The 24,505-nt window shown below is 68.1% G+C and carries 15 protein-coding genes and 1 pseudogene; 8 read left to right on the forward strand and 8 right to left on the reverse strand.

Annotated features, from left to right (window positions below; all coding sequences use genetic code 11):
* The first annotated feature begins 839 nt into the window (after positions 1-839).
* Complete coding sequence (locus tag GNX95_RS04895) at positions 840-2,036, forward strand: GNAT family N-acetyltransferase (RefSeq protein ID WP_163505941.1); 1,197 nt, start codon at positions 840-842, stop codon at positions 2,034-2,036.
* A gap of 38 nt (positions 2,037-2,074) precedes the next feature.
* Here GNX95_RS04895 and GNX95_RS04900 read toward each other — a convergent pair whose 3' ends face one another.
* Complete coding sequence (locus tag GNX95_RS04900; RefSeq protein ID WP_222853398.1) at positions 2,075-3,814, reverse strand: ABC transporter ATP-binding protein; 1,740 nt, start codon at positions 3,812-3,814, stop codon at positions 2,075-2,077.
* 284 nt (positions 3,815-4,098) lie between these two features.
* On the opposite strand from GNX95_RS04900, the gene GNX95_RS04905 reads away from it, so the two are divergent.
* Positions 4,099-9,543 (forward strand): ATP-binding protein, encoded by a 5,445-nt coding sequence (locus GNX95_RS04905; protein WP_163505942.1) that lies wholly within the window; start codon positions 4,099-4,101, stop codon positions 9,541-9,543.
* A gap of 449 nt (positions 9,544-9,992) precedes the next feature.
* Here GNX95_RS04905 and GNX95_RS04910 read toward each other — a convergent pair whose 3' ends face one another.
* Positions 9,993-11,411 (reverse strand): amino acid permease, encoded by a 1,419-nt coding sequence (locus GNX95_RS04910; protein WP_163505943.1) that lies wholly within the window; start codon positions 11,409-11,411, stop codon positions 9,993-9,995.
* A 91-nt stretch (positions 11,412-11,502) separates the two neighbouring features.
* Here GNX95_RS04910 and GNX95_RS04915 point away from each other — a divergent pair, with 91 nt between their 5' ends.
* Both GNX95_RS04915 and GNX95_RS04920 read left to right on the forward strand, forming a co-directional pair.
* The gene (locus tag GNX95_RS04915; protein WP_163505944.1) at positions 11,503-12,039 is read left to right on the forward strand and encodes a helix-turn-helix domain-containing protein; all 537 of its coding nucleotides are present in this window, start codon (positions 11,503-11,505) and stop codon (positions 12,037-12,039) included.
* A gap of 10 nt (positions 12,040-12,049) precedes the next feature.
* On the forward strand, positions 12,050-13,183 hold the full coding sequence (locus tag GNX95_RS04920) for an aminotransferase class V-fold PLP-dependent enzyme (RefSeq protein WP_222853399.1): 1,134 nt from the start codon (positions 12,050-12,052) through the stop codon (positions 13,181-13,183).
* Here the strand turns inward: GNX95_RS04920 and GNX95_RS04925 are convergent.
* Together GNX95_RS04925 and GNX95_RS04930 are read right to left on the reverse strand one after the other, a co-directional pair.
* Complete coding sequence (locus GNX95_RS04925; RefSeq protein ID WP_163505945.1) at positions 13,159-14,367, reverse strand: WD40/YVTN/BNR-like repeat-containing protein; 1,209 nt, start codon at positions 14,365-14,367, stop codon at positions 13,159-13,161. The genes GNX95_RS04920 and GNX95_RS04925 overlap by 25 nt on opposite strands.
* The gene (locus tag GNX95_RS04930; protein WP_222853400.1) at positions 14,360-15,019 is read right to left on the reverse strand and encodes an RNA polymerase sigma factor; all 660 of its coding nucleotides are present in this window, start codon (positions 15,017-15,019) and stop codon (positions 14,360-14,362) included. The genes GNX95_RS04925 and GNX95_RS04930 overlap by 8 nt, the downstream gene beginning before the upstream one ends.
* Before the next feature lie 91 nt (positions 15,020-15,110).
* Between GNX95_RS04930 and GNX95_RS04935 the strand changes: the two genes are divergently transcribed.
* Positions 15,111-17,396, forward strand: a complete 2,286-nt coding sequence (locus GNX95_RS04935; RefSeq protein ID WP_163507850.1) for an ATP-dependent Clp protease ATP-binding subunit — start codon at positions 15,111-15,113, stop codon at positions 17,394-17,396.
* Between the two features lie 51 nt (positions 17,397-17,447).
* Here GNX95_RS04935 and GNX95_RS04940 read toward each other — a convergent pair whose 3' ends face one another.
* The 3 genes from GNX95_RS04940 to GNX95_RS43740 form a co-directional block, all read right to left on the reverse strand.
* Positions 17,448-17,828 carry a nuclear transport factor 2 family protein gene (locus GNX95_RS04940; RefSeq protein ID WP_163505946.1) on the reverse strand — a complete coding sequence of 127 codons (381 nt, stop codon included), beginning with the start codon at positions 17,826-17,828 and terminating at the stop codon, positions 17,448-17,450.
* A 494-nt stretch (positions 17,829-18,322) separates the two neighbouring features.
* Positions 18,323-19,252 (reverse strand): HNH endonuclease signature motif containing protein, encoded by a 930-nt coding sequence (locus tag GNX95_RS04945; RefSeq protein WP_163505947.1) that lies wholly within the window; start codon positions 19,250-19,252, stop codon positions 18,323-18,325.
* Positions 19,198-19,623, reverse strand: a complete 426-nt coding sequence (locus GNX95_RS43740; protein ID WP_163505948.1) for a DUF222 domain-containing protein — start codon at positions 19,621-19,623, stop codon at positions 19,198-19,200. The genes GNX95_RS04945 and GNX95_RS43740 overlap by 55 nt, the downstream gene beginning before the upstream one ends.
* A 169-nt stretch (positions 19,624-19,792) precedes the next feature.
* On the opposite strand from GNX95_RS43740, the pseudogene GNX95_RS04955 reads away from it, so the two are divergent.
* The 3 genes and pseudogenes from GNX95_RS04955 (at position 19,793) to GNX95_RS04965 (ending at position 23,699) form a co-directional block, all read left to right on the forward strand.
* A pseudogene (locus tag GNX95_RS04955) lies at positions 19,793-20,772 on the forward strand (IS481 family transposase).
* A gap of 220 nt (positions 20,773-20,992) precedes the next feature.
* Positions 20,993-21,358, forward strand: a complete 366-nt coding sequence (locus GNX95_RS04960) for a hypothetical protein (protein ID WP_163505949.1) — start codon at positions 20,993-20,995, stop codon at positions 21,356-21,358.
* A 1-nt stretch (position 21,359) separates the two neighbouring features.
* The gene (locus GNX95_RS04965; protein ID WP_163505950.1) at positions 21,360-23,699 is read left to right on the forward strand and encodes a TPR repeat domain-containing protein; all 2,340 of its coding nucleotides are present in this window, start codon (positions 21,360-21,362) and stop codon (positions 23,697-23,699) included.
* Here GNX95_RS04965 and GNX95_RS04970 read toward each other — a convergent pair.
* On the reverse strand, positions 23,696-24,457 hold the full coding sequence (locus tag GNX95_RS04970; protein ID WP_163505951.1) for a dienelactone hydrolase family protein: 762 nt from the start codon (positions 24,455-24,457) through the stop codon (positions 23,696-23,698). The two genes, GNX95_RS04965 and GNX95_RS04970, sit on opposite strands and share 4 nt — an antisense overlap.
* Between the last annotated feature and the right edge of the window lie 48 nt (positions 24,458-24,505).

The raw sequence follows: 24,505 nt of genomic DNA on the forward strand, positions 1-24,505 counted from the left end.
GCTTCTGTTTGGTGTGGTGGGGAGGTGGGTGGGTTTCTGGGGTGCGGCGGTGGTCTTCATGTTTGGTGCGTTGGGGAGGTGGGCGTCTCCTGGTTGGTGCGTGGGGTGGGTGGTTGCGTCTCCTGGTTGGTGCGTTGGGTGGGTGGTTGGGTTTTCTGTTTTGTTGCGTCAGGGGGTGGTTGGGTTTTCGCCTGCGCGGCGGGCGCTCCTGCGCGGAGGGCGACCTCAAGGGAGGGGGCGCGTGGCCGCCAATCGGTGTGCATGGGGGTGCGGGTGGCGGTTTCGTGCGGGGCTGGGTTTTCTGGGCTTGCTCGTTCTCCCCGTCGGCGCCCGGAGGGAACCACATTGTCGGAGGGGCCGCCGAGCTTGGGTGGGTGGTTGCGTTTGGGAGGGCGGCGGCCCCTCCGACAATGTGGTTGGCTGCGCCCGCCGACGGGGAGAACGAGCAAGCCAGGTCACGTGCGGGAAGCAACCCGTCGGTTTGGACGCCAAACGATCGTGCTGTGGCGGCTGACTGCGTAATACTTGTTTAACAAGACATCAAAACGGACATCTGGTGCAGGCCGGCAGTCACAACAGCCTTATCAGCCTCAGCAGTCACACCCGTCACAGTCTCCGGGGATCACGGTGGCGTGAAAGCCTTGTTTCTTGCATCTAGCGCTAGTAAGGCGGCATTCACGCGACCCGCGAACCTCGCAAGGCGGACATTTAGCGCTGCATTGACTCGCCGATCCCAGATAGTGGACCTTCTCGCCACCTGCCGGGACACCACGGTCTCTCTGGCACCAACCGCTGCTTAATGGCTCGGAGGTGTCAGACCGGGTCGGCACAATGGCGGAGTGACCGTTGACATCAGAGTTCTGACCGACGACGCCGAGCTGCGTCGCTCGGCGTCCGTGTTCGCGACCGCGTTGGTTGGTGCGCCGGAGTTGGATCCCGATCGGGATCTGAGCAAGCGATTCGAGCCGGGGCGGACGTTGGGGGCGTTCGTGGACGGCGAGATGGTGGGTACGGCCAATGCGTACACCAGTTGGCTGGTGTCGCCGGGCGGCGACCGGTTGCCGCATGCGGCTGTCACGCATGTCGGTGTGCTGCCGACGCATACGCGGCGCGGGGTGTTGTCGGGGTTGATGCGCCGGCAGCTGGCGGATTTTGCCGCTCGTGGCGAGGTTGTCGCGAGCTTGCGCGCCAGTGAAGGAGTCATCTACGGCCGGTTCGGCTATGGCGTGGCGACCATCGGCGCGACGTACGAGCTGACGCGCGAGCGGCTCGCGTTGCGGCCGGAGGTGCCGGCGGGTGGGCGCGTGCGGCTGCTGCACCCGGACACCGGCTGGCAGGAAGCGCGGAAAATCTATCCGTCGGCGGCCAGCTGGGTCGGTGCGATCAACCGGCCGGCGTACTGGTGGGACGGCGTCCAGTATTCGGCGCGCAAAGGGCAAAAGCAGTATTTCCTGGTCCACGGCGAGCCGGGCGCCGAGGACGGCTTCCTGCGTTACGAGGTGGCGGAAAACTGGTGGGAGAGTCCGCGGACGATCGTCGTCCACGACCTGATCGCGGCCAGCGAGACCGCGTACGCCGGGCTGGTCCGCTATCTGGTCTCGATCGACCTGGTGGAGCGGATCAAGTTCGACTACACGCCCACCGACACGCCGTTGGCGTATTTCTTCGTCGATCCGCGCGCGTTGAACACGACGTCGCGTGACGACGAGACGTGGCTGCGACTGGTCGACGTGCCGGCGGCGCTGTCCAGGCGCACCTACCGCGGCGACGGATCCGTGACCGTCTCGGTGACCGACAACGTGCTGCCGGACAACAACGGCACGTACGTGATCAGCGGCAAAGGCGCGAGCCGCACCGAGTCCGACCCCGACCTGTCGGTCGACGTGAGTACGCTCGCCGCGCTCTACCTCGGTGGACCGCGCTGGTGGCAGCTGGCACGCGCCGGCCGCGTGACGGTGCATCGCGCCGACGCGGTCGCCGAGGCGGACGACCTGTTCCACCAGGACGCGGCGCCGTTCTGCGGCACCTACTTCTAGGGCCTGTCTCCATATTCCGGGGGGATGAGAGACAGGCCCTAGGAAGCGAGGCCGCCGGCTTCCAGCGACTGGGTGGTCGCCAGCTCGCGATAGAGACCGCCGGCGGCCAGCAGCTCGGCATGTGTGCCGGTGGCGCGCAGCTCACCGCGGTCGATCACCAGCACACGGTCGGCGCTGGCGACCGTCGACAGCCGGTGTGCGATGACGAGTACGGTCGTCGTCTTCGCGACGTCGGCGACGACCTCGCGCAGCGCCAGCTCGTTCACCGCGTCGAGCTGGGAGGTGATCTCGTCCAGCAGGAGCACGCGCGGCCGGCGTAGTAGCGCGCGAGCGATGGCGATCCGCTGGCGCTCGCCGCCGGAGAGCGTGACGCCACGGTGGCCGACGACCGTGTCGAGGCCGTCCGGCAGTCGCGAGATCGTCGATTCGAGCCGGGTACGCGCGACCGCCGCCGCGATCTCGTCGTCGCTGGCGGTCGGGGCGGCATAGAGCAGGTTGTCGCGGATCGTGCCGGCCAGGATCGGTGCGTCCTGTTCGACGTACGCGATCGCCGCGCGCAGCTCGTTGAGCGGCCAGTCGGCGGTGTCGCGACCGTCAACGCGTACGCTGCCGGACTCCGGCTCGTAGAACCGCTCGATCAGCGAGAACACCGTCGTCTTGCCGGCGCCGGACGGTCCGACGAAGGCGGACATGCCGCCGGCCGGCAGCCGGAAGCTCAGGTCCTGGTGCACCAGCGGACCGTCCGGTTGATAGCGAAACGACACGCGGTCGAAGCTGATCGACGCCGGCCCGGCCGCCACCGGCTGCGGCCGGAACTCGAGCACGTTGCCGCTCTCGGTCTGCAGCAGCTCGATCTCCCGCATCCGGCGGATCGCGGCCAGTCCGAGCTGCAGCTGGACGCCGGCCTCGATGACCGACATGACCGGCGCCATCAGATAGAAGAGAAAGAGCAGGAAGGCGATCAGCGACGACAGCTCCATCGCGCCGGTCGCCACGCGCGCACCGCCGACGCCAAGCACGACCAGAAACGACACCTGGATCGCCAGACCGGCGACGACGTCGACGGCGGCGTTCCACTTCGCCGCACGTACGCCGCTGCGCCACGCCTGTGCGGCGGCTTGGCGGCCGGACTCGATCTCGCGCGCCTCGGCGTTGCTGGCCTTGACCGTACGAAAAGCGCCGAGCGCGCGTTCCAGCGTGGTGCCGATGGTGGCGACCGACGCCTGCGCCGCCTCGGTCGCGCGGCCGATCTGCGGCAGCATCAGGCCGGCCAGGCCGCCGATCAGCACGAGTACGCCGAGCGTCACCAGCAGCAGGACCCAGTCCATGACGGCCATCAGGACGATCGAACCGATCACCATCAGCACCCCGTTTGCCGCGTTGACCAGGCCGGTCGTGCTGATGCCGCGCAGCAGCGTCGTGTCGGAGGTGAGCCGCGCGATCAGGTCGCCGGGCTTGAGCCGGTCGACGTCGGAGACGCGCAGCCGCAGCATCCGGCCGATCAGCCGGCGGCGTGCGGTGAGCACGACGTTTTCGGCCGTACGCGCGAGGACATAGCCGCCGAGCGCGGACACCGCGGCGCCGGCCGCCACCAGGCCGGTTAGCAGGACGATCGGCCAGAGCAGCGAGCGGCCGGAGCCCAGCGAGTCGATCACGGCCTTCGCCGCCAGCGGCTCGGCGAGGCCGGCCAGGCCACCGACGAAGGTGATCACCGCACCGGTCAGCACCAGCCATCGGTGCGGCCGGATCTGCTCCATCAGCAGCCGCAAGGCCTCCATCTGCGCACTCCTTCAATCTTTCTTGACCTTGTCGACGGTACGGAACGCGGCGGCCGCGGGCCTCGACCCGGCGGCTGACAACGCCCTCCACCTCGTGGACGAGACGGCCAGCCGAGTGGACGTTCCCCACACTCGCGGCGGAGGGGAATCCGCGGTCCGTGGAGCGCTTTTGTTGGTTTCCTACAACCCGGGCATCATGGATGCGTTGCTCGCGACATGGCACTACGAGCGGGTAGCGGCGAGGGTGGACGAGGCAGCTTGTCGGTCCGAGGAGGTCTTGGTCGGTGTTCAGTCGTGTCGCCATCGTCAACCGCGGTGAGGCCGCCATGCGGCTCATCCACGCCGTACGTGACATCGCAGCGGAGACTGGCACGCGGATCGAGACGGTGGCGTTGCACACCGACGTGGACCGCACGGCCACCTTCGTACGTGAGGCGGACATCGCATATGACCTCGGTCCGGCCTCGGCACGGCCTTACCTGGACCTGAAAGTGCTTGAGCAGGCACTGGTCGACACCGGCGCCGACGCGGCCTGGGTCGGCTGGGGTTTCGTCGCGGAGGACCCGGCTTTCGCCGAGCTGTGCGAGAAAGTCGGCGTGACGTTCGTCGGTCCGAGCGCGGAGGCGATGCGCCGGCTCGGCGACAAGATCGGCGCCAAGCTGATCGCCGAGGAGGTCGGCGTGCCGGTCGCGCCGTGGAGCCGCGGCGCGGTCGAGACGCTGGAGGCGGCCAAGCGGTCGGCCGCCGAGGTCGGCTATCCGCTGATGCTCAAGGCGACCGCCGGTGGTGGCGGCCGCGGCATCCGGGTGATCACCAATGAGGCCGAGCTGGTCGACGCGTACGAGCGAACCAGCCAGGAGGCCGCGCGCGCTTTTGGCAGCGGCATCGTCTTCCTGGAGCGGCTGGTCACCGGTGCGCGGCACGTCGAGGTGCAGGTCATCGCCGACGGCCAGGGGACCGCGTGGGCGCTGGGCGTACGTGACTGCTCCGTGCAGCGGCGCAACCAGAAGGTCATCGAGGAGTCGGCGTCGCCGGTGCTCTCCGCCGAGCAGGCCGCCGAGCTGAAGACCTCCGCCGAGCGGTTGGCGATCGCGGTCGGCTACTGCGGCGCGGCGACCGTCGAGTTTCTCTATCACCCCGGCGACCGCATGTTCGCCTTCCTGGAGGTCAACACGCGGCTCCAGGTCGAGCATCCGATCACCGAGTCGACCACCGGCTTCGACCTGGTCAAGGCGCAGCTGCAGGTGGCGTCGGGCAACAAGCTGACCGGTGAGCCGCCGGTCGAGCGCGGTCACGCGATCGAGGCACGGCTCAACGCAGAGGACCCCGACCGCGACTTCGCGCCGTCGCCCGGCCGGATCGCGCGGCTCGACCTGCCGGCAGGTCCCGGCATCCGGGTCGACACCGGCGTCAGCGAGGGCGACCGCATCCCGGCCGACTTCGACTCGATGATCGCCAAGATCATCGCGTACGGCCGCGATCGCGACGAGGCACTCGGCCGGCTGCGCCGCGCGATGGCCGAGACGACGGTGATCATCGAAGGTGGCGCCACCAACAAGAGCTTCGTGCTCGACCTGCTCGACCAGCCGGAGGTCGTCGACGGCAGCGCCGACACCGGCTGGATCGACCGGGTACGCGGTGAAGGCCGGCTCGTCCTGCACCGGCACGCCGGTGTCGCACTCACCGCGGCCGCCATCGAGGCGTACGAGGAGGCCGAGCGCGTCGAGCGGCAGCGACTGCTCTCGACGGCGTTCGGCGGCCGTCCGCAAGTGCAGCACCAGAGCGGACGGCCGCTGGACCTGAAGCTGCGCGGCGTCACCTACCGCGTACGCGTCGCCCGCGTTGGTGCGCAACGCTTCCGCGTCGGCGTGGAGGCCGGCGACAGCGTACGCGTGGCCGAGGTCGAGCTGGACCGCTTCGACGAGCACACCGGCCACATCACCGTCAACGGCGCGCGGCACCGCCTGTTGACCGGCACGCACGGTCCGATCCACCTGGTGGAGGTCGATGGTGTCGCGCACCGCGTGAGCCGCGACGAGGGCGGCGTGATGCGGTCGCCAGCGCCGGCGCTGGTGGTCGCGACTCCGATGGCGATCGGCGCCGAGGTCGAGGCGGGCGCGCCGGTGATCGTGCTGGAAAGCATGAAGATGGAGACGGTCGTACGCGCTCCGTTCAAGGCCCGGCTGAAGGAGCTGGCCGTCTCGGTCGGCAGCCAGGTGGAGACCGGCGCGCCGCTGCTGCGGCTGGAGCCGGTGGCTGAGGAAGGCGCCGCAACCGAGACGGTCGACGACTCGGTCGAGATCGACCTGCCGGCACCGCGCGACGACGTGCCAGACCGCGTACGGGCGAGCCGCGGCCTGGAGGATCTGCGCAGTCTGCTGCTCGGCTTCGACGTCGATCCGTACGACGTCCGGCGGACGCTCGATGACTATGTGGCCGCTCGGCGGGCGCTCAACGGTCGCCGCATGTTGGCCGAGGAGCTGGAGCTGGTTGCCGTGTTCGCGGACATCTGCGAGCTGAGCCGCAACAAGCCCGGTGTCGAGGAGCTCGGCGCCAACAACCACGTCCGCAGTGCGCGCGAGCATTTCCATTCGTATCTGCAAAGTCTCGACGCCGAGCGGGCCGGCCTGTCGGCCAGCTTCCAGAGCCGGCTGGCCAAGGTGCTCGGCCACTACGGCATCACCGACCTGGAGCGTACGCCGGAGCTGGAGGCCGCGGTCTTCCGGATCTTCCTGGCGCAGCAGAACGCCGGCACCAACACCAACGTGATCATGACATTGCTGCGCGAGTGGCTGCGCGAGCTGTCGCCCGGCGAGGCGATGCGGGAGCCGGCCGGTCTCGCCTTGGAGCACCTGGTGTCGGCGACGCAGGTGCGGTTTCCGGCGGTGTCCGACCTCGCGCGCGGCGTCGTGTTCGCCTGGTTCGCACAGCCACTGCTGCGCCGCACACGTGCTCGCGTGTATGCGGACGTACGCTCCCACCTGCGCGAACTCGACCGCGACCCGGCCGCGCCGGATCGCGCCGAGCGGATCCGCGAGATGGTCGCGGCCTCCGAGCCGCTGGTCCGGCTGCTCGGCCAGCGCCTGCACAAGGACGTCGACCACGCGCCGCTGCTCGAGGTGCTGACCAGGCGTTACTACGGCAACCGGTCGCTGGAGGACGTACACACCGAGCCGGTGGCCGGCTGTACGTTCGTCGTCGCGCGGCGGCCGGAGACCGACTCGCGGATCGTGACGACCGCGGTCGGTTTCGCGGCGCTCGGCGACGCCCTGCGCGGTGTTGGCGAGCTGGCGGCCGAGGGTGACCTGAGCGCCGACATCTACATCGGCTGGGACAACCAGCCGGAGGACTCGGACGTGATGGCGGCCGAGCTGTTGGAGGTCCTGGCGGCGCAGCCGTTGCCGAGCCAGGTCCGCCGGATCACCACAACGGTCGCCGGCAGCGGCCACTCGGTGATGCACCACCATTTCACCTTCCGGCCGGCCTCGACCGGTTTCGCCGAGGAGCGGCTGATCCGCGGCCTGCATCCGTACATCGCCGAGCGGATGCAGCTGCAGCGGCTGCGCAACTTCGACCTGACGCGCGTACCGTCCTCCGACGAGGAGGTCTATCTCTTCAAGTGCGTCGCGCGGAAGAACCCGTCGGACCAGCGGCTGGTCGCGTTCGCGCAGGTGCGTGACCTGACGCCACTGCGCGAGCACGACGGCCGGCTGGTCGCGTTGCCGGCGGTGGAGGAGATCCTGGCGACCTGCCTGGACTCGCTGCGTCGCGCTCAGGCCCAGCGTCCGGCGCGCAACCGGTTCGACACCAACCGGATCGTCATCTACGTGTGGCCGCCGAGCGAGCTGACCGGCGAAGAGATGAACATGCTCGTCCAGCGCGTGCTGCCGACCGTCGTCGGCGCCGGCCTGGAGGAGGTGCTGTTCCTGGCCAAGCAGCGCGACCGCGCGACCGGCGAGCTGCACGAGATCGCCGTACGGATCAGTGAGCCGACCGGTTCCGGCGTACGGCTGAGCCTCAGCGAGCCGCCGACCGAGCCGGTCGAGCCGTTGGACGACTACCGGCTTAAGGTGCTGCGCGCGTCCAGCCGCAACACGGTCTATCCATACGAGGTCACCTCGATGCTCGGCGACTTCGTGGAATACGACCTCGACGAGTCGCATACGCTGACGCCGGTTGACCGGCCCAAGGGCCTGAACACCGCGGCGATCGTCACCGGGGTGGTCAGTACGCCGACCAAGCGCCATCCGGACGGTGTGAAACGCGTCGTTTTACTTGGCGATCCGACGAAATCTCTCGGTGCGCTGTCCGAGCCGGAGTGCCGGCGGGTGAGCGCCGCGCTGGATCTCGCCGAGCGGATGCGCGTGCCGGTGGAGTGGTTCGCGCTGTCGGCCGGCGCGCGGATCTCGATGGACTCCGGCACCGAAAACATGGACTGGGTCGCCGTCGCGCTGAAGCGGATCGTCGAGTTCACGCAGGCAGGTGGCGAGATCAACATCGTGGTCAACGGCATCAACGTCGGCGCGCAGCCATACTGGAACGCCGAGGCGACGATGCTGATGCACACCAAGGGCATTCTGGTGATGACGCCGGACTCGGCGATGGTGTTGACCGGCAAACAGGCCATGGACTTCTCCGGCGGCGTGTCGGCCGAGGACAACTTCGGCATCGGCGGTTACGACCGGGTGATGGGCCCGAACGGCCAGGCGCAGTACTGGGCTCCGACGCTGGCGGCGGCGCGCGACGTGTTGATGGCGCACTACGACCACACGTACGTCGCTCCGGGCGAGGTCCGGCCGCGTCGTACGGCCACCTTCGATCCGCACGACCGCGATGTCTCCAGCTATCCGCACGCGGTGGAAGGCAGCGACTTCGCGACGGTCGGTGAGATCTTCTCGGCCGAGCTCAACCCCGACCGGAAGAAGCCGTTTGACATCCGTACGGTGATGCGAGCGCTGTCCGACCAGGACCACGCGGTGCTGGAGCGGTGGGCCGGCATGGCCGACGCGGACACCGCGGTGGTGCAGGACGTGCACCTCGGCGGCGTCCCGGTCTGCCTGCTCGGCATCGAGTCGCGGGCCGTGCCGCGTCGCGGCTTCCCGCCGACCGACGGCCCTGACACCTACACCGCCGGCACGCTTTTCCCGTTGTCGTCCAAAAAGGCCGCTCGCGCGATCAACGCGGCCAGCGGCAACCGGCCGCTGGTCGTGCTGGCCAACCTGTCCGGCTTCGACGGCTCGCCGGAGTCGATGCGCAAGCTGCAGCTGGAATACGGCGCGGAGATCGGCCGTGCCATCGTGAACTTCCGCGGCCCGATCGTGTTCTGCGTGATCTCGCGCTATCACGGTGGCGCGTTCGTGGTGTTTTCCAAGGCGCTCAACCCCAACATGACCGTGTTGGCGTTGGAAGGCTCGTACGCGTCGGTGCTCGGTGGCGCTCCGGCCGCCGCGGTCGTCTTCGCCGGTGATGTCAACGCACGTACGGCCGCCGATCCGCGTGTCGTGGACCTGGAGGCCCGGCTCGCGTCGGCCTCCGCCGCCGAGCGGTCGGCCCTGCGAGCCGAGCTGGACGAGCTGCGGGTGGCCGTACGCGCCGAGAAGCTCGGCGAGGTGGCGACCGAATTCGACCGCGTCCACAGCATCCAGCGAGCCGTCGAGGTCGGCTCGGTGGACGCGGTGATCAGCGTCGCCGAGCTGCGTCCACGGATCATCGCTGCCATCAACTCCTGAAAACGGCTGCAACCTTTCCGCTGCCTGGGTGTCTGACTGGCAGCGGAAAGGACGGCGATGGCGAGAGCGACGTGGCTTGCGGCTTCGGTGGTGGCGTTGGTTGCCGTGCTGGCGATCGTCGTCTGGCAGGTCGGCGATCGCGACGCACCGGTGCCGGTCGCATCCTCGACCTCGATGTCGGTCAACTTTGTCAACGCGGCGTCCGCTCTCTACCTCGACAGCGAGGCCGACGGTCGCGTGTTTGCCATCAATGGCCACGGAAGTGCGAGCCAGCGGTGGATGGCGGCCGGTTCGTTGCGTAACTGCCACACCTGGCCTGTGTCTGGACGGAGGCGTCTCGGCCAGGGCATGCGACGGCAGCGCGGCACAACGGTGGACGGTCTCGGCCGACGGGCGGGTGCTGCATCGTACGACCGGATTGTGCTTGGCCTACGAGGAAACCGGCTCGGTCAGGCTTGCTCGCTGTGGTCCGGCGCTGTCGTTGCGTTGGCTGATCGGCGTTTCCTGATGACGAAGTGCGCGACGACCAGGATCGCGAAGAACGGCAGGCCGGCCATCCAGGCCGTGTCGAGGCCCTTGATGAAGGCGGTGGAAACCATGACCGCGAAAAGGAAAAGCGCGGCGACGCCGGAGGTGTAGGGCGCACCCCACAGCCGCACCGGCGCCTTTTGCTGACTGGCACGGCGAAAAGCCCAGTGCGTCACCAGGATCAGGATCCACACCAGCAACGCTCCGAAGATCGAGATGCCGAACAACGCCACGTACGCGCTGTTCGCGGCGACCGCGGAGAGCGTGGCGGCGAGCGCCAATCCGAGCGCTGACAACAAAAGCGCGTTGCGCGGCACGCCGGAGGCGCTGAGCCGGCCGGTCCAGGCCGGCGCGTAGCGGTCGGTGGCCAGCGAGTGCAGCATCCGGGTGGTCAGATAGAGATTGGTGTTGGCGCTGGAAAGTGCCGCGGTCAGCACGACGAAGTTGGTGATGGCCGCGGCGGCCGGGATGCCGGCGCTCTGGAAGACGCGTACGAACGGACTCGCGTCGACCGAGCCGCCTTGCGCGGTCACCGTCCACGGCACGACGGCGAGCACGATCGCGATGGCCAACACGTAGAAAAGCACCAGCCGGACGACCATCCGACGCGCCGCCCTGGGGATGTCGCGCTCCGGTTGCTTCGACTCCGCCGCGGTCACCGCGACGACCTCGGTGCCGATGTAGCTGAACAGCACGAAAACCATCGCCAGGAACAGGCCACCGAGGCCGTTGGGCAGGAAACCGCCGTGACCGACCAGGTTGCCGAGGCCGGTCGGCGGCGATTTGGGCAGGCCGACGGTGATCAGCAACAGGCCGAGCAGGACGAAGACGACGATCGCGACGACCTTGATCATCGCGAACCAGTACTCGACGGTGCCGAAAAACCGTACGGCCATCGCGTTGGAAACCAGCACCAGCAACGAAAACACGACCACCGGCAGCCACAACGGGACCTGCGGCCACCAGAACTGGATGTAGAGGCCGGCCGCGACGACCTCGCCGCCGACGGCGATGCACTGGATGGCCCAGTAGGTCCAGCGCTGCACGAAACCGGCCAGCGGTCCGAGATAGCGATGAGCGATCGCGCCGAACGAACCGGCTTCCGGGTGCACGACGACCATCTCGGCCAGGGCCCACGCCACCACGAACGCGACGAGAGCGCACACCCCGTACGCGATGATGGTGCCGGGTCCGGCCTGTGAGATCGCCAGCGCCGAGCCGAGGAACAGGCCGGTGCCGATCGCGCCGCCGAGGCCGATCATGCTCAGCTGCCTGCTGGTGAGCTCGCGCCGCAGTCCGCCGGTCTGGCCGGGGTGCTCCGTTGTGCTCGGACGCGTCATGCTCAGGCAGTCTGCGGCCGGCCGGCAGGCGTGTCAACGGCCGGATCGTGACACTGTGGCTAAAGTGTTTCAGCCCACCTAAAATCGTACGGTGGTCGGGGAACGGGTTCGCGAGCTGCGGACGGCGCGGTCGATGACGGTGACCGAGCTGGCCAGGGCGGCCGACGTGTCGGTCGGGATGATCAGCCAGGTCGAGCGCGGCGTCACCGATCCCAGCCTGGAGACGCTACGCCGGATCGCGCGTGCGCTGGACACGCCGCTGTTCAGCCTGTTCCAGGAGTCGGACCCGGAGCCGGTCGCGGTGGTACGCGCCGGCAGCCGGATGGACGTGCGGTCGCCGCGCGGCGAGATCGCCTACCAGCGCGTGTCGGCCGGTGGCAGCCGGATCGAGGTGCTGGAAGGGCGGTTGGAGGCGGGTGCCGTGTCATCGGAGACCGGCTGGAGCCACCCGTCCGAGGAATGCGCGGTCGTGCTGGCCGGCCGGTTGGTGGTCGAGGTCGACGGCGTGCGCCACGAGCTGCGCGCCGGCGACAGCGCCACCTTCGACTCACGGCGGCCACACCGCTATCTCAACGAGACCGCCAGGCCGGTCCGCTTCCTGCTCGCGGTCACACCGCCGAGCTACTGACAGGGGTGCGATGCTCACCAGTGCGCAGTTTCGCGACAACTTTCCGATGCTGGCCCACACCGTCCATCTGGCCAGCTGCAGCCAGGGTGCGCTGTCCGGCGAGCTGACCGTGGCGCTCGCCGAGCTGACCGCCAGCCTGCACGCGTACGGCGCGCCGTGGCAGGTCTGGATGACCGAGGTCGACCAGGCTCGCGACCGGTTCGCCGAGCTGATCGGCGCGAGTCCGGACGAGGTCGCGATCGTCGCGTGCGCGTCGGATGGGGCGTACCAGATCGCCTCCACAAAGGACTGGTCGCGGCGGCCGGTCGTGGTGACCACCGACATGGAGTTTCCATCGATCGGCCATGTCTGGCTGGCTCAGGCACCGCGCGGCGCCGAGGTCGTGCATGTGCCGGAGCGAGACGCGACGGTCGATGCCGACGAGCTGGTGGCGGCGATCGACGAGCGTACGGCGCTGGTGTCGGTGCCGCTTGCGTCCTACCGAAACGGCGCACGGATGCCGGTCGAAGCCGCCGTCGCGCGCGCTCGCGAGGTCGGTGCGCGGGTGTTCGTCGACGCGTACCAGGCCGCCGGTGTGCTCCCCATCGACGTACGCGCGCTCGGCTGCGACTATCTGGTCGCCGGAGCCCTGAAATACCTGCTCGGCCTGCCGGGACTCGCCTTTCTCTACGCGCGCGACGGGGTCACCGACGATCTGCCGCCGCAGCTGACCGGCTGGTTCGGCCGGGTCGACCCGTTTCGCTTCGACCCGCGGCGGCTGGACTTTCCGGCGCGGGCTCGCCGTTTCGAGACCGGCACACCGGCGATCCCGGCCGCGTACGCCGCCAACGCCGGCCTGCGGCTGTTGTCCCGCGTCGATCCGTACGCGGTCGGCCGGCACGTGACCGCCCTGGCCACGCGTACGGCCGAGCGGCTGCGGGCGGCGGGGGAGAAGGTGTGGCTGCCTGCTTCGCCCCCTGGCCCGCAGGTCGCACTGGTCGACGACGATCCGGACCGGCTGGCCGCATACCTGTCGAGGCGCCGCATCTTCACGGCGCCTCGCGGCAACGTCCTGCGCCTGTCTTTTCATTACTACAACAACGATTCCGATGTGGACGCCGCGCTGGCGGCGATCGCCGACTACCGCGCCGGCATCGCAATCTGACTCCAGTGCAGGCCGTCGTCGGAGACGATCAGCCTGGCCGCGTTCATGCCGCCGGTCGCGGGATGGACGAGAGCCGCGTACGCGCCGGTCACCGTACGCTCGATGCCGGCCGCGTGTGCCGTGCCGGGGATCGGCGTGAAGGTCTTGCCGCCGTCCGTGCTCCGCAGCAGGGTGGTGGCCGGATCCGGGGAGTTCAGCGGCGGCCGGCCGATCATGGTGCCGTCCGGCAGCACGTACAGGTCGCTGAGCGCCATGCCGAGAGCTTGTCGCTGCCACGTCCTGCCGCTGTCGTGTGACACCAGCACGCCGGGCGTCTTGTCGGTCGCGCCAGCCGTCGCCACCAGCGCGTACGCGGTGCCGTCACTGGTCGTCGATGGCGCGTTGACACATCCGGCGCTGCCCGGGATGGGGTAGGTCGACCACGACGCGCCGCGGTCGGTGCTCACGCTCAGCGCACACGACGGCTTGTCGCCAGGCAGCACCACGCGCTTGGCGGCCCACATGCGGCCTGCCGAATCGACCGTGACCTCGGTCGGTGTCGGAGGCTGGTGCGCCAATGGATGCCATGCGCCGGTCGCCGGATCGACCGCGTAGACCTCACAGGCCGTGTCGTTCTCGCACAACGACCGCGCGGTCCAGCCGTCCGGGACCGCCTGCTTGACGGCCGAGTTCACGTAGGCGGTGATTTGCCGGGAAGTCGAGCCGGTGGTGGCCACACCGGTCGTCGGGGTGCCTTCGACTCGCGTCCAGAGGCGGCCGGAGGTGTCACTGACATATCCGCCGAAGGAAATGGTGGTCGGACCGAGCACGTCGACTGAGTCTGTGCGGCGGGTGTTCGGCGGAGGTGCCGTCCACTGCCAGCTCCGGCCGCCGTCCGCGGTGAAGCTCACGCCAACGACCCCGTTTTCGTCTCGTTGAGGCACAAACGCGTGGTGGCTGTCGACCGGGATCATCGCGTCGACGTAGACCTGGGCCGGGACAGGCTTCGCCGGTGTGGTGGACCGGGTGTGCGGTCCGGCCGTACCGATCGCGGCGACGCCGACCACGACGGCCGCGGCGGTCGTGCCGATGGTGGTGGCGACTCGGCGGCGGCGGATGCGTTCGCCGGACCGTACGACCTCGGCGAAGTCCGGCACGACGACGCTGTCGCGTACGTCCTGTGCGAGTTCCCTGAGCTCAAGCATCGTCCTCGTCCTCTGTTCCGAGCTGCTCGGCGAGCCGGAGCCGGCCACGCCGGATCCACGACTTCACCGTCCCGAGCGGAGCGGCCATGATCTCGGCGACGCTGGCGATGTCCAGGTCGGCCAGGTAGTGCAGCGCGATCGCCTCCCGCTGCCGCATCGGCAGCGCCTGCAGAGCGGTCAACAGTGCCACGCGGTCGGGCGACAGACCCGGAATGTCCGGCGGTGGTGCGCTGCGATGCAGCAGTACGTCCAACCGTCTGCGCCGGCGATAGCGACTGCGGGCGATGTTGCGGGCGACCGTCAGCAGCCAGGCCTCCGGATTGCTGGCGGCGCGCACCTTCGCCGGCGAGGCGACCGCTCTGGCGAAGGCCTCCTGCACGGCGTCCTGCGCCTCGGCCATGCTGCCGGTCAGGCCGTACACGGTGGCGAGGATGCGGTGTGCGTAGCCGCGATACATCTGCTCGATCGCCGCGATGTGTTCCGCGCGGCCACCGGTGCCGGCGACCTGGTCAGGGGTCACCACCGCCGAGCTGCCATCCACTGTGCCTCCGTCGTCGATCGATCGTCTCACCGAGTCGACCCACGGCAGCGGCGCGAGGATGCAGCGCGGCAGCGGAATCCTCGACCTGACACCGCCGTTCGCTGTCGGCATATTCCGTCAGCAGCGAACGCGCTGCCATGCCGCTGCGGCGCGTGCTTGTGTGAGATCACGCCCAAATCGCAACGGAGGTGCGTGAGCGATGATGTTCGAACGGTTTACCGATGGCGCGCGCCGAGTCGTTGTACTGGGCCGCGAGGAGGCGGATCTGCTCCAGCACCGCTACATCGGCACGGAGCATTTCCTCCTGGGGTTGATCAGGGAAGGCGAGGGCGTCGGCGCGCACGCGCTGGACGTCCTGGGGATCACGCTGGACGCCGTACGCCGGCGTGCCGCGGCGCTGTCGCAGCAAGACCGGGACGTGACGACCGGCCAGATGCCGTTTACGCCCAGAGCGAAGCGAGTGCTGGAGCTGAGCCTGCGAGAGGCGTTGCAGCTCGGCCATACCCATATCGGCACCGAGCACGTGCTGCTCGCGTTGACCCGCGAGACCGAGAGCTCGGCCGCGCGGATCCTCACCAAGCTCGGCGTCGACCTGGTCGGTGTGCGCCAGCAGGTCGTACGCCTGCTGTCGGATCCGGAGCAAAGCGTGGCGGCGGCACCGGAAAGCGCGCCGTCCAGCGCACTGGTCCTGGACCAGTACGGTCACAACCTGACCAGAGCCGCGCGCGACGGCCGGCTCGACCCGGTGATCGGACGGGCGACCGAGATCGACCGGCTCATGCGCGTGCTTTCCCGGCGTACCAAAAACAATCCGGTGTTGATCGGTGAGCCAGGTGTCGGCAAGACCGCGGTCGTGGAAGGCCTGGCGCAGGCGATCGCCGGCGGTCACGTGCCGGAGACGTTGAAAGGCAAGCAGCTCTACACCCTGGAGCTCGGCGCGTTGGTCGCCGGCTCGCGTTATCGCGGCGATTTCGAGGAACGGCTGCGAAAAGTCGTGAAGGAGATCCGTACCCGCGGCGACATCATCCTGTTCATCGACGAGATCCACACGCTGGTCGGCGCCGGCGCGGCCGAAGGTGCCATCGACGCGGCCAACATCCTCAAGCCACTGCTGGCGCGCGGCGAGTTGCAGACCGTCGGCGCGACCACGGTGGCCGAATATCGGAAGCATTTCGAGAAAGACGCGGCACTCGCGCGTCGCTTCCAACCGGTCGACGTCGCCGAGCCGTCGGTGGCCGAGACGATCGAGATGCTGAAAGGCCTGCGCGACAAGTACGAGCAGCACCACCGGGTGACCATCACCGATGCCGCACTGGTCGCCGCCGTGACGCTGGCCGATCGTTACATCTCCGACCGCTTCCTGCCGGACAAGGCGATCGACCTGATCGACGAGTCCGCCGCGGTGATGCGGATCCGCCGGCTGACGGTGGCGCCGGAGCTCAGCCAGTTTGAGGAGATGGTCACCGAGGACGTGATCGCCGAGGTGCTGTCGGACTGGACCGGCGTACCGGTCGTCAGGCTGACCGAGGAAGAAACGTCTCGGCTGCTGCGGATGGAGGACGAGCTGCACAAGCGGATCGTCGGCCAGCACGAGGCGATCAGGTCGGTGTCGCAGGCCATCCGGCGTACGCGTGCCGGCCTGAAGGATCCGAAACGTCCCGGTGGTTCGTTCATTTTCGCCGGCCCGTCTGGTGTCGGCAAAAGCGAGCTGTCGAAAGCGTTGGCGGAGTTTCTTTTCGGCCAGGACGACGCGCTGATCCACCTGGACATGTCGGAGTTCCACGACCGCCACATGGTCTCCCGGCTGGTCGGTGCGCCTCCTGGTTACGTCGGCTATGAGGAAGGCGGCCAGCTGACCGAGAAGGTGCGCCGTAAGCCGTTCAGCGTGGTGCTTTTCGACGAGGTCGAGAAGGCGCATCCGGATGTTTTCAATACGCTGCTGCAGGTGTTGGAGGACGGCCGGCTGACCGACGGTCAGGGTCGCATCGTGGACTTCAAGAACACGGTGTTGATCATGACGACCAACCTCGGCGCGCGAGATGTCGCCAAGTCCGTGTCGCTCGGTTTCCAGACCGCGAACGACCCGGCCGGCAACTACGACCGGATGAAGCAGAAGGTGCAGGACGAGCTCAAGCAGCATTTCCGGCCCGAGTTCCTGAACCGGATCGACGACATCGTCGTGTTCCACCAGCTTACCGAGGGCGAGACCGTACAGATCGTGGACATCATGATCGCGCGGGTCGCCGAGCAGCTGAAGAACCGCGACATGACGCTGACCCTGACCGACAACGCGCGTACTTTCCTTGCCAGGAAAGGCTTCGATCCGGCGCTCGGCGCGCGGCCGCTGCGTCGTACGATCCAGCGCGAGGTCGAGGACGCGCTGAGCGAGAAGATCCTCTTCGGCGAGATCCCACCAGGCTCCGCGATCACCATCGACGCGGACGACGCCGCGACGCGGCTCGTCTTCAAGGTCGGCGAGTTCGTCTAGGGCCGGGTTCCGAAGTCCCACGCGGCCGCGAGTTTCCCGCGTGGGACTTCGTCAGCTGGCGGTGATTTCGGTGCCCTGGGCCGACATCAGCTGCCAGCCGTCCGGGCCGGTGCGGAAGACGTGCGTGTAGCGGCTCTGGACGGCCGTCGTGGAGCCGGCGTCGAAGGTCATCGCCGTGCGTCCCACCACGATCCCGACGGGACCGACGCGCCGTACCACTGCCTGCTCGGGAAAGGCTTTGATAGCCGGAAAAGTCAGCGCGCCGGTGGTCACCGCCGTCAACAGTGTGGTGCGATCGACCACGCCGCCGCCGCTGACCGCCACCAGCAGGAAGTCATCGGTGAGCAGGCTGTCCAACGCGGCCGAATCGCCGGCCGTCAGAGCCGCGAAGAAGCGCCGGTCGGTGTCCAGCAGCGCGTCACGATCGGTCATCCGGTGATGGTAAACATTCACACCGGCGGCAAGGCTACCTGTTCAACCGTAATGCGGATCGCGGATGCCCCGGAGTCGGTGTTGGCGTTGGCGGGAGTCGCCAACAGATAGCGACTTTGCCGAGGCCGTGCCGTCGTAGACAGGGTGTCAACCCTGGGCGCATGGTGCGGCGCGTACGGCGGGTGTCTGCCCAGAGTCTGGTCGACACCTCATGTGTGAGGCTTCGGTCTTGCTTGGATGGATGTCGTTGTGCCCAAGCCCTATCCACGCGCTCCGCGACCCGCGCGGTGTCGTCGTCCGCTCCGACCGGGGCGCCCTATTCCGGTCGGCGGCTCACCGGCCGCCTGTTGCGCGCTCATGGGTTGGCCGGGTCGATGGGCCAGGTCGGCGCAGGTGGTGTCCTGGATCGAGACGAAGTGCCATCGCAAACGCCGGCAAGGCGCCCCTGGGCAAGCTCACCCCTGGTCGAGTTTGAGACCATCTACACAGCCGCATCAGCGGCCTGAGAAACAGTCAACCCCGGTGTCAACCGAAGTCTGGGCAGACCCCGGCTCAGCAGCGCATCGAGTAGCGGTGTGGCGGATGGGTGTCTGTGTCGGGTCGATGGAGGCGGGTGGGACGAAGTACGGTACGCCGTTGAGCATCTGGATTGTCCATTGGTTGTGGTGCAGGATTTGGTGGTGGGCAAGGCACAGTAGCGTCATGTTGTGCGGTGTGGTTTGCCCGCCGAACTCCCACGGTGTGACGTGGTGTGCGTCGCACCAGTGTGCTGGGTGGTCGCAGCCGGGGAAGGCGCAGCCGCCGTCGCGCAGGACCAGCGCTCGGCGGATCGTGGTGGTGGCGGTGCGTGAGGCGGTGCCGACATCCAGCGGCAAACTTTTACCGTCCAGGACGACCGGGATGATCTGGGCGTCGCAGCACAGCCGCCGCGCGGCTGCGGGGCTGATGAGGCCGTACCCGGTCATCAGGATCCGGTGCACGTCTTTGCGCAGGTCCTCCCAGGACAGGGTGAGAATGATCTGCGGGCGTGTCTCGTTGGGTAGCATCCCGGTGCAGGTCACACCGTGATGGACCAGTTCGGCGAGGGCGTCGCCTTGGCGGCGTTCGGTGCTGCGGGTGTCGGTGGTGTCGCGGGGCCGGGCGAACGCGGACATGAACGCGTTCAGCTGGATGGCGGTTTCCTGGTCGATGCTGCCGGCGATCACGACCCGCCCGTCCAGGCGTTCGGTGATCCGCAGCCGCCGGTCCGGGTCGGCCAACCGCTCCCCATCATCGTTGTCTGGTGGTGGGGTTTCCTGCTCGACCCGGTCGGCGATGACTTTGCCGAGCTCTTTGACGTCCTCGGGGTGGCCCGACCGGGCCAGGGTGGCTAGTGGGGCTTCGATGCCGTCGCGGTCGGGCCAGTCCGGCGGCACGGTCGACATCGCGGTGATGATTCCCGTACGTGGCTGGGATTGACTGCGCCGTCGGCTAACGCGGCGGCGGTGGCCGGCAGCTCGGTTTCGGTGAAGCAGGACCTGCCGGCGGGCTGGCGGGTGGTCATCCGGGCGACTTTCACCAGCGCCCGGCAGTCGGCCAACGACAGCCGGGTCAGCTGTTTCACCAACTGCGCCACCCGCCGCACCGGGAACCCGTCCGCGGCGGCGATGCCACGGTTTTCCAACGCCGCCACCGCGGCGACCAGCTCCGCGTACGAGCGCAGATGCGCCTGGCACGCCTGCCGCACAAACGCCTTCACCTGATCGTCACCCAACGCGCGGACCTGCTCGATCGCGGTGTCCACGCTCGTACTCATGTACGACATTCTATCATTAGCGAACGCTGATCCCAAACTGTCCGACTCACCTGTTTTCCATCTTTTGCAGCAAAATATGCGCTGTGGGCATCTGTTATCTCGATCCCACAAGTAAGTCTTGGCAGACAGGCCCTAGGTGTCGAAGGCGCGATCCCACTCGGAGGTTCTGGTGTCCCACGGTAGTGCTCGGCTGACGGTTCATGGTCGGCGACTGGTTGTTCAGCGTCATGCGGCTGGCTGGAAGAAGCCCCACATCGCCGCTGCGATGGGTGTGTCCCGCAAGTGTGGGAGGACCTGGATCGACCGTTACGCCGCTGAAGGTGAGCCCGGTCTGCGCGACCGGTCCTCGCGGCCGCACAGTATGCCCACCCGCACCAGTGACGAGGTCGAGCAAAAGGTCCTGGCTGCCCGCGCGGAGCATCGCCAGGGCCCCGACGTGCTCGGCCCCACAGTGGGGGTGCCGGCGCGGACGGTCTCGCGGATCCTGCGCCGCCACGCAGTGGCCTACCTGCGTGAGCTGGACCCGATGACTGGTGAGGTGATTCGGTCTTCGAAGCGGACCGCCATCCGCTACGAGCGGGAACGTCCGGGCGAGTTGGTGCACATGGACGTCGCATGGACGTCAAGAAGCTCGGCAAGATCCCCGATGGCGGTGGCTGGCGATCCGGCGCGATGCCACACGGCGGGAAAACCAGCGCACAGAAGAAGACCAAACTCGGCTACGACTACGTCCACTCCCTGATCGAGGACCATTCCCGGCTTGCCTACAGCGAGATCCTGCCCGACGAAAAGGGCCCGACATGCGCCGCGTTCCTGCAACGCGCGATCGACTACTTCGCTGCCTACGGCATCACCAGGATCGAACGGATCATGACCGACAACGCCTGGGCCTACCGATGGTCGTTACGCGAAGTCTGCGCCGCCCACAACATCACGCAGAAGTTCATCAAACCCCACTGCCCCTGGCAAACGGCAAAGTCGAACGCCTGAACCCAGACCCTGGCCACCGAATGGGCCTACCGGCAGGCATTCACCACCAACAACCAGCGCGCAGCCGCACTTGCACCATGGCTCCAGCACTACAACACTGAACGCCACCACAGCGCACTCGGAGGACAACCACCCATCAGCCGACTGCTACCAACCTGATGGCCGGGTACACCTAGATGGTCTTCCAAAAGGGCGAGGCCCGGGTGACGCTGCAGCGTTCATGGCAGCTCCGTGGCGTGGCCTGACCCGGCTGCTGGCGGGGAGGATCGACGGCCAGGCAACCCGTGAATGCGTCATGAAACCGTCATGAAGGCATGGCGTGCTACCCCTCTCTCGACTTCACCACTGGGTGACTGCGACATAGAGAGGGAGCAAGACCATGGCAGGCCAGTTCATCGGCGTCAACCCCAACCAGGCGGTTGGCGCCGGGCAGACGGTAGAGGCGCTCGGCAGCGGTGGCGCGTCCATGCGCAGCGACTTCCAGCTCGCGTCGTACGATGCGGCGGCTGCCGCTGTGGAGCGCAACCTGCCGGCGGCATACGAGGGTTACCAGGCGCTCTGGACCGACCGGATCAACCAGGTCATCCACCTTACCGAGCAGAGTGGCATGAACGTGCAGGCCGGTGGAGCCGCGGCCGCGGAGACCGACACGACCGCGGCGAGCGGTTTCGACCAGGCGCATGCCACGATCCCGCCGATCAACCGCGGCGTGACCAGCGGCAGCATCAGCGGACCGGTGGCCTGACATGGTTGCCGCACCGGAGATTCCCGACACCGCAGCACAACCCGGCGTCATCCAGGCGAGCGCGACCCGGCTGGCCAAGGTCGCCGCGGCGATCACCGGCCACGGTGAGGACGTACACGCGGCGCTCGGTACGGCGGCGCTCGGGTTCTCGGACCTCGTCGCCGACAACATCAAGGCGCTGGCAGGTTACAACGAGGCGGCCTGGCAAGCCGCATACCAAGGCCTGTTCTGGGGCTCGGCCACCACGCACCGCTGGGCCGGCAACGTCGTGGAGTTCAAGGCAAAACGCGCGAAGCTGTTGGCGGCCTGGCACCAGGCGGAGGGTACGCACTTCGGCGTGACGCAGCCGGACATTCCGGCCGGCGCGACGGCGGAGGAGAAGAAGCAGGCCGTGGACGCGTACGCCGGACAGGTCGACGCGGCCGGCAGCAAGCTGTCCGCGGACCTGACCTCACAAGGCCAGGCGCTGCTGACCGAGTTGCACAACAACGCCGACGCGCGCGCCGGTGAGCTGCAGCGCGAGCCGACGGACGCCGACCTCAACGGCTTGGCGCAGGCCGGTTTGCTGTCCTGGGGCGGATATCTGGCATACCAGGGCCGCGGCCTCACGGCTCCGCCGATCACGGCCGCCGACGCCAAGGCACTCGCCGACCAGGTCGAGGCCGCCGCCCAGCGCGGTGACACCGAGGCAGTGAAGAAGGGCCTCGCGATCATCGGCGATCTCGCCGACGCGATCATCGCCGGCAACGGACCGCGGGACGGCATCGAGGCGCTGAACGCCTTCTACGGAGCGCTCGGTCTGACCGGCCTGACCACGGTCAAGAACTTCCTCGACCAGCATCCGAACGACTTCGCCGCCTCCACCGTCGAGGCACTCGGCCGCGGACTTCTGGTGCTGTCCAACGAACAGTACGCGGACGGCGACGGCACCACCGGTGGGCTTTCGCAGCTGCCGAAGGACATCCAGGACCTGGTCAAGAACGAACCGCCGACCACGTTGAACCCCAACGAGATCAGCGACTACCTGGCGAAGTGGCGCACGCTGGCGTCCGTACTCGGTTATACGGCCGAAAACGTCCAGGGCGGCCGCGAGTTCTCCGCGCTGATCACCTTCCGTGTCTCGCAGCTGGCGGCCCGCATCGACCTGCTGCCCGGCGATCCGCACATCCTGCACTTCGACGACAGCCTTGAGTCGTTGATCAGCGTGTCGACGCGCAACCACCTCGCCAACTACGACGTGCTCACCAGCGAGTACGGCCAGCAGGCCCTGGCCAAGATCCTCGACTACGACTGGCTTGACGATGGCAAGGCCGCCAGCGGCCTGATCACCTGGATCGCCACTGACGGACAACTGCCTGCGACGCCGGAAAACGCGGAGCTGCGGGCGCACGCGACCGCGGCGGCGGCCAACGTCATCAACTGGCTGACGGATCCGCACAACGAGCACTTCCGCGATTCCTACATCGCGATCCACGACAGTCCGCAGTTTGCCTTCGCCGTCGCCGACGTGGCCGGCGCATATCTCGGCGACTTCGCCGAGCCGTCCGCCGACGAGACCGGCGTGTCGCGTGCCGACGGCAGCCTCGGCATCAGCGACGGCGACCGGCAGCGGTTCCTGGCCCTGGTCGCGTCCAATCCGGACGCGCTGGCCGCACTGTCGGTCAAGGTCGGCGCGTACGAGCAGGATCAGCTCAACAAGGCCGACGCCGGCCTCATCGACTACCGGCAGGCGGCCACGGTGAACGCCGCGCTGGACGGCAACCTCGGCGCGGCGGCGCAGAACGCCGACGACATCGACCGGCAGCTCTCGTACGAGGTGGACAGCCAGCGCTACAAGGAAACGCTCAGCAACATCGCGCTCGGCCGTACGCTCGCCACCACCGCCGGCGGTTTCATCCCCGGTGTCGGTTCGTTGGTGAACGCGTCCATCAACGTGATCGCCAACGCGATCAGCGACGGCGTCATCCCGCCTTCGCCGCCGGTCGAAGGCAACGCGCCGGAGCTGGTCGATCAGGGTTTCGCGGAGACGAAGGGATATGTCGACTACGGCAACGCCGCGATCGCCTCAGATCCGGCCGCGGCGGCGCAGATCCGTGCGCAGATCGCGCAGACCATCGCCGAGCACGGCTATCACTACAAGGTCGAGGACTTCTTCAACCCGGACGGATCGCTGAAGTCGCCGGAGGCCTTCGCCAGCTCGGAAGCCAGCGAGGTCGTCACCGAGGCGGTCGGCGCGGCTTACCCCGGCGCGGGAGACTACGCCGCCGACTACCGCGACCGGGTGAGCGACAGCTACGACACCAACAAGGATCCGAGCGGCAAGCGGCTGCTGGACGGTTAGGCGGCGAAAAACGTGGTGAGGCGCTGCCAGACATCGGCCAACGTGTCCGGTCGCGCCTCACGCTCGAGATAGTGCCGCTCGAAGAAACCGTGTGGCGCTCCTGGATAGATGACGATCTCGTGCGGCACGCCGGCCTTGTCCAGGAAGTCGTCGTACGCGCGTGGGACGGCGGTGGGGATCACGGCGTCGGCATCGCCGAAGAGCCCGAGCACCGGCCGGCGCATCGCGGTGACGAAGTCGTCCGGCAGCGCCGGCTCGTCAGGCCCGAGCTCGCCGGTGTACGGATAGAACGCGACGACTCCGGCGAGGCCGATGTCCGTCGTGCCGGCCAACAACGCGGTGCCGCCGCCGAGACAGAAGCCGAGGACGTACGGATCGCCGTCGGCGACCGTGGCGAGGTGGTCGACGCCGGCGCGCACGTCCAACAACATCGCCTCGCGACGCAGCTTTTGTTGGTGTGGCAGGTGTTCGAAGTCGTCGTCCTCGCGTGAGTCGGACTCGGCCGTACGTCCGTAGTAGTCGATCGCGAGCGTTGGATGACCGAGCCCGGCGAACCGGCGGGCCGCGCCGAAGTAGAAGGAATGCAGGCCACCGGCGTCCGGCAGCAACAGGATCGGCGCACCGGACTGCCGCTCGGGGGTGGCCAGGTAGGCCGGATATCGGCCGCCGTCAGCGGCGGTCAGGTGAAGATGAGTGCCGCTCACCGGCCCCTCGTCGCCGGGAGCCGCCGGCACGGCATCGTTTTCCGAGTAGCACATGCGGTGATCGTAAACAGCCACGCAATGCGCGACTGCCGTTGTCACACC

This window comes from Fodinicola acaciae, assembly GCF_010993745.1.
Classification (GTDB): domain Bacteria; phylum Actinomycetota; class Actinomycetes; order Mycobacteriales; family HKI-0501; genus Fodinicola; species Fodinicola acaciae.

What these genes read in the sequence shown, in the direction of transcription:
- GNX95_RS04900 (WP_222853398.1), bottom strand. Translation starts at nt 3,814, where the DNA reads ATGGAGGCCTTGCGGCTGCTGATGGAGCAGATCCGGCCGCACCGATGG.
- GNX95_RS04910 (WP_163505943.1), bottom strand. Translation starts at nt 11,411, where the DNA reads ATGACGCGTCCGAGCACAACGGAGCACCCCGGCCAGACCGGCGGACTG.
- GNX95_RS04920 (WP_222853399.1), top strand. Translation starts at nt 12,050, where the DNA reads ATGCTCACCAGTGCGCAGTTTCGCGACAACTTTCCGATGCTGGCCCAC.
- GNX95_RS04925 (WP_163505945.1), bottom strand. Translation starts at nt 14,367, where the DNA reads ATGCTTGAGCTCAGGGAACTCGCACAGGACGTACGCGACAGCGTCGTC.
- GNX95_RS04930 (WP_222853400.1), bottom strand. Translation starts at nt 15,019, where the DNA reads ATGCCGACAGCGAACGGCGGTGTCAGGTCGAGGATTCCGCTGCCGCGC.
- GNX95_RS04935 (WP_163507850.1), top strand. Translation starts at nt 15,111, where the DNA reads ATGTTCGAACGGTTTACCGATGGCGCGCGCCGAGTCGTTGTACTGGGC.
- GNX95_RS04940 (WP_163505946.1), bottom strand. Translation starts at nt 17,828, where the DNA reads ATGACCGATCGTGACGCGCTGCTGGACACCGACCGGCGCTTCTTCGCG.
- GNX95_RS04945 (WP_163505947.1), bottom strand. Translation starts at nt 19,252, where the DNA reads ATGTCGACCGTGCCGCCGGACTGGCCCGACCGCGACGGCATCGAAGCC.
- GNX95_RS43740 (WP_163505948.1), bottom strand. Translation starts at nt 19,623, where the DNA reads ATGAGTACGAGCGTGGACACCGCGATCGAGCAGGTCCGCGCGTTGGGT.
- GNX95_RS04960 (WP_163505949.1), top strand. Translation starts at nt 20,993, where the DNA reads ATGGCAGGCCAGTTCATCGGCGTCAACCCCAACCAGGCGGTTGGCGCC.
- GNX95_RS04965 (WP_163505950.1), top strand. Translation starts at nt 21,360, where the DNA reads ATGGTTGCCGCACCGGAGATTCCCGACACCGCAGCACAACCCGGCGTC.
- GNX95_RS04970 (WP_163505951.1), bottom strand. Translation starts at nt 24,457, where the DNA reads ATGTGCTACTCGGAAAACGATGCCGTGCCGGCGGCTCCCGGCGACGAG.